Below are 4,982 nucleotides of genomic sequence, written 5' to 3'. Positions count from 1 at the left end.
ACCGCATCGAAAGCCTCGGCGAACACCGGGAACACGGCATACAACTCCCGCCCCATCCCCAACCGCTGAGCCCCCTGACCCGTGAACAAGAACGCGGTCAGACCATCGGGGTGTACGGCTCCCGTGGGCACCGACGCCGAGTCGTCGGCGAGGCCGCGCAGCGCACGGACGAGTTCGGTGCGGTCGGCCGCGACCACGACAGCTCGGCTCTCCAGCGCCGCGCGGGTGGTCGCCAGGGAGAACCCGGTGTCCAGGACGGACTGGTCAGGGTTCGCCTCCAGATGCGACAGCAACCGGGAGGCCTGGGCGCGCACCGCTTCGGCGGTCTTGCCCGAGACGGGGAGGGGAAGCAGACCGGCGGTGCGCGTAGCCCCGATCGCCTGGTCGCGGCCGTTGTCGTCACCGTTGTCGGGCTCGGCGGTCTCAGGCGCTGCCGGAGCTTCCTCCACGATCACGTGGGCGTTGGTACCGCTGAGACCGAAGGCGGAGATGCCTGCCCGGCGCGGGTGGCCGTGGTCGGGCCAGGCGCGTGACTCGGTGAGGAGTTCGACGTGTCCGGCGGACCAGTCGACTTCCGGCGTCGGCTCATCGACGTGCAGGGTCTTGGGCAGCACACCATGCTGGATGGCCTGCACCATCTTGATGATGCCGCCCACTCCGGCCGCGCCCTGGGTGTGCCCGATGTTGGACTTCAGGGAGCCGAGCCACAGCGGGCGATCCTCCGCCCGGGCCTTGCCGTACGTCGCCAGCAGCGCCTGTGCCTCGATCGGGTCACCGAGCGTCGTGCCGGTACCGTGCGCCTCCACGACGTCGACATCCGCCGTCGACAGCTGGGCGTTCGCCAACGCGGCCTCGATGACGCGCTGTTGGGAGGGTCCGTTCGGCGCGGTCAGGCCGTTCGACGCGCCGTCGGAGTTCACAGCGCTGCCCCGCACGACCGCGAGGACCGGGTGACCGTTCCTCCGCGCGTCCGACAGCCGCTCCAGGAGCAGCATGCCGACGCCCTCGCCCCAGCCGGTGCCATCGGCGGCTCCGGCGAAGGACTTGCAGCGGCCGTCCGGCGCCAGACCGCGTTCCTGGCTGAAGCTGATGAAGGAGCCGGGCGTGGCCATCACGGTGACGCCGCCGGCCAGCGCAAGGGAGCACTCACCCGCCCGCAGTGCCTGCAGCGCCCAGTGCAGGGCGACCAGGGACGAGGAGCACGCCGTGTCCACGCTGACCGCGGGGCCTTCGAGTCCGAGGACGTACGAAACACGGCCCGAGGCGACGCTGGAGATGCTGCCCATGCCTCCGCCGCCGAGGTAGTCGTCGTAGACCACACCCGCGAAGACGCCGGTCGGGCTGCCCTTGAGCGAGTGCGGGTCGATGCCCGCCCGCTCCAGCGCCTCCCACACGGTCTCCAGGAGCAGCCGCTGCTGCGGGTCGGTCTCCCGTGCCTCGCGCGGGCTCATCCGGAAGAAGTCCGGATCGAACTCCTGCGAGTCGTGCAGGAATCCACCCTGGTTCGCGTACGTCTTGCCCGGGGTCTGCGGCTCGGGGTCGTAGATCCCGTCGACGTCCCAGTCCCGGTTGTCGGGGAAGCCGGTGACGCCGTCCCGTCCCTCGGCCACGAGTTCCCAGAGCTCTTCCGGTGTGCTGACGCCACCCGGGTAGCGGCAGCTCATGGAGACGATGGCGATGGGCTCACGCGACTTGGACTCCAGCTCGCGAAGCCGACGCTTCGTCTGCTGCAGGTCGCCGGTGGCACGGCGGAGGTATTCCCGGAGTTTCTCGTCGTTTCCCATCTCAACCCTTGAACCGAGTGCGGGCAGTTGGCGAAGCAGTGACCATGGGCGTCAGAGCGACCCGAGCTCGCTGTCGAGGAACTCGAACAGCTCGTCGTCGGTGGCCGTCTCGTAGGTGTCGGCGGGCTCCGCCGGCAGTGAACTGCCGTGGGTGTCCTGCCATTTGCGCAGCAGGGCTTCCAGCCTCGCGGTGATCTTGGTGAACTCGCCGTCGACCGGGGAGAATTCCGACAGGACCGCCTCCAGGCGCTCCACCTCCCCGAATACGGGCGCGGTCGCGTCCGCGTCCCCGGGGTCGAGGGCGGCGTTGACGTACTCGGCCGCGGCTCGGGAGGTCGGATAGTCGAAGACGAGTGTCGCGGGGATCTTCAGCCCGGTTTCGGCGCTCAGCCGCTTGCGCAGTTCGACTCCGGCGAGGGAATCGAATCCGAGGTCCTGGAAGACCCGGTCGGGCCCGATCGAGTCCCCCGACGCGTGCCCCAGCGTCGCCGCGACGTGCATCCGGACCAGATCCAGCAACAGGCGCGCGCGTTCGTCCGGTTCGAGCCCAACCAGCCGGTTGCGCAGCCCCGGGTCGGCGCCGGACCGGCCGCCGCCCTTCCTGGCCGGCACCCGTACGACGCCACGCAGCACGTCGGGCAGTTCGTCGGCCCTGGACCGCAGGGCGCCCTGGTCGAGGAGGAACGGCAGCAGCATCGGTTCGTCGCCTCGCAGCGCTTCGTCGAACAGGGCGAGCCCCTCGTCCTCGGACAGCGCCGGCATGCCGATCCTGCTCATCCGCTCCCGATAGACCTCGCTCGGTTCGCCTTCCGCCGCCCACGGCCCGAAGGCGAGGGAGACGGCGGGCAACCCCAGGGACCCGCGGTAGGAGGACAGGGCGTCCAGGAAGGCGTTCGCCGCGGCGAAGTTGGCCTGGCCCATGCCGTAGGTGACACCGGTGGAGGAGGAAAGCAGCACGAAGGCCGCAAGCTCCCGGTCACGGGTCAGCTCGTGCAGATTCCAGGCCGCCTCGGCCTTGGCCGCGACGACCACGTCGAGTTGCCCGGAGGTCATCGCGTCGACCAGTGCGTTGTCCATGGTCCCGGCCGCGTGCACGACGGCGGTCAGCGGATGCTCGGCAGGGATGTCCGCGAGCACCTCGGCCAGGGCACTTCGGTCGGCCGGGTCGCAGTCGACGACGGTGACCTCGGCGCCGAGTGCGGCCAGTTCCTCCCCGAGCGCTTCCGCCGTGGCGCCGCCGGTGAGCAGCAGCCGGGCGCCGTACGCGCGCACCAGGTGGCGGGCGAGCGACGCACCGGCTCCGAGCTCGGCCCCGGTGAGGAGGGTGGTGCCCCCGGACAGGGAGGAGTGGGGGCCCTGCTCCCTGTCCGGGAGAGGTGGGGCGAGGCGGGGCACCATGACTGTGCTCCCGCGCAAGGTCAGTTCCGCCTCGCCCGTCTGGAGTGCCGACAGCAGCAGTCGGCCCGGCGTATCGGTGGCGTCGGTGTCCACCAGTACGAACCGGTCGGGGTTCTCCCCCTGGGCCGCCCGCACCAGACCCCAGATCGGTGCCTGGTTCGGATCGGCGGCGGTGCCCCCCGCGGCGACGGCGGCACGGGTGACGAGGACCAGCTTGGAGGAAGCGAGGTGCTCATTCCTCAACCAGTCCTGCAGAAGACTCAGTACATCGCCTGCCGCTGATCGCGCGGCGGCGGCCGAGGGCCCGTCACCGGCGAGCGGAGCACAGTCGAACAGTACGGTCTGCGGAACGGGCCCGCCTGCCTCGACGGCCTCGTTCAGCGCCGCCAGGTCGGCGTGCAGCGGCACGGCATCGCTCAGCCCGAACGCGTCCGTACCCAGGACCGCCACGTCACCGTCGGCGGGCGCTCCGGAGGAGCCGCTGATCGGCACGGCGGTCCAGTCCAGCCGGTACAGCGCCTCGCCACGACCGCCGCGGGCCTGGTCCAGCTGCTCGGCGGAGACCGGGGTGGCACGCAGTGACGCGATGGTCAGCACGGGCCGGCCCGTCTCGTCGCAGACGAGGACGCCGATGCCTCCGTCGGCCGACCTGGTGATCCTGGCCCGCGCCCCCGTCACACCGGTCGCGTGCCGTTCCACCCCCGACCAGGAGGACGGCAGTATCTCGTTGTCGCCGAGCAGACCGGCCACGGCCGCCGCCTGCGTCACGGTGTCGAGAAGCGCCGGATGGAGACCGTACTGCGAGGCGTCGGCGTGGGCCTGTTCGGGCAGCGAGAGCTCGGCGAACACCTCGTCGCCGCGCCGCCACATCGCCTTGAGCCCCTGGAATACGGAGCCCAGGGCGAATCCCCGGTCGAGCAGGAACGGGTACGCGCTGTCCACGTCGACGGTGGTGGCCCCGACCGGAGGCCAAGGAACCAGTTCCTCCGCCGCGGTCGACGGCTCCTGCGCCAGGAGACCGGTCGCGTGGCGCGTCCACGGCAGATCCGTGTCGGCCCCACGAGAGTGGACACTGAAGCTGCGTACACCGGACCCGTCCGCCGCACCGGCGAGCACCCGCACCGCGAGTCCGCCGTGCTCCGGCAGTACGAGCGGCACCTCGGCGGTCAGCTCGCGCACCACGGCGCAGCCGAGCCGTTCCGCCGTGAAGGCCGCGAGCTCGACGAACCCGGCCCCGGGGAACAGCACCGTGCCCAGCAGGTCGTGATCGCCCAGCCACGGCTGCGACTCCAGGGACAGCCGTCCGGTCAGTACCACTCCGCCGTCGTCCGGAAGCTCGACGACCGCGCTGAGCAGGGGGTGCCCCGCGGCATCCAGGCCCGCGGAACCGACGTCGCCCGTACCGGACTCGGCGTTCATCCAGTAGCGCCTGCGCTGGAAGGGGTACGTCGGCAGGTCGATGTGCTGCGCTCCGCTCCCGGCGAAGAAGGCCGGCCAGCCCACCACCACGCCATTGACGTGGACACGCCCCAAGGCGGAGACCAGGGCCTCGGTCTCGGAGCGGTCCCTGCGCAACGCCGGGACCAACACCGCGTCCTCAGCCGTCTCTTCGGCCATGCCGGTCAGCACGCCGTCCGGACCCAGTTCGATGAAGGTGGTCACGCCCCGGTCGGCGAGGGTGCGGATGCCGTCCGCGAACCGCACGGCCTCACGGACATGCCGCACCCAGTACTCGGGCGAACCCAGCTCCTGCGCCAACTCTCCGGTGACGTTCGAGACCACCGGGATCGACGGCTCGCC

2 protein-coding genes are annotated in these 4,982 nt (G+C 71.2%); both read right to left on the bottom strand.

Features of this window, described 5'->3' with window-relative positions; genetic code table 11:
• Window positions 1-1,784 (bottom strand): type I polyketide synthase (locus ACFY0T_RS50185; RefSeq protein ID WP_388885939.1); only part of this gene is annotated, 1,784 nt, incomplete at its 3' end.
• A gap of 51 nt (window positions 1,785-1,835) precedes the next feature.
• The coding region (locus ACFY0T_RS50180; protein ID WP_388885936.1) for an SDR family NAD(P)-dependent oxidoreductase at window positions 1,836-4,982 on the bottom strand (3,147 nt) is incomplete at its 5' end.

The sequence above is a fragment of the Streptomyces sp. NPDC001530 genome, from assembly GCF_042894545.1.
Classification (GTDB): domain Bacteria; phylum Actinomycetota; class Actinomycetes; order Streptomycetales; family Streptomycetaceae; genus Streptomyces.
Note: the sequence above shows the minus strand (reverse complement) of the source record. Positions and strands in the feature narration are given on the sequence as shown.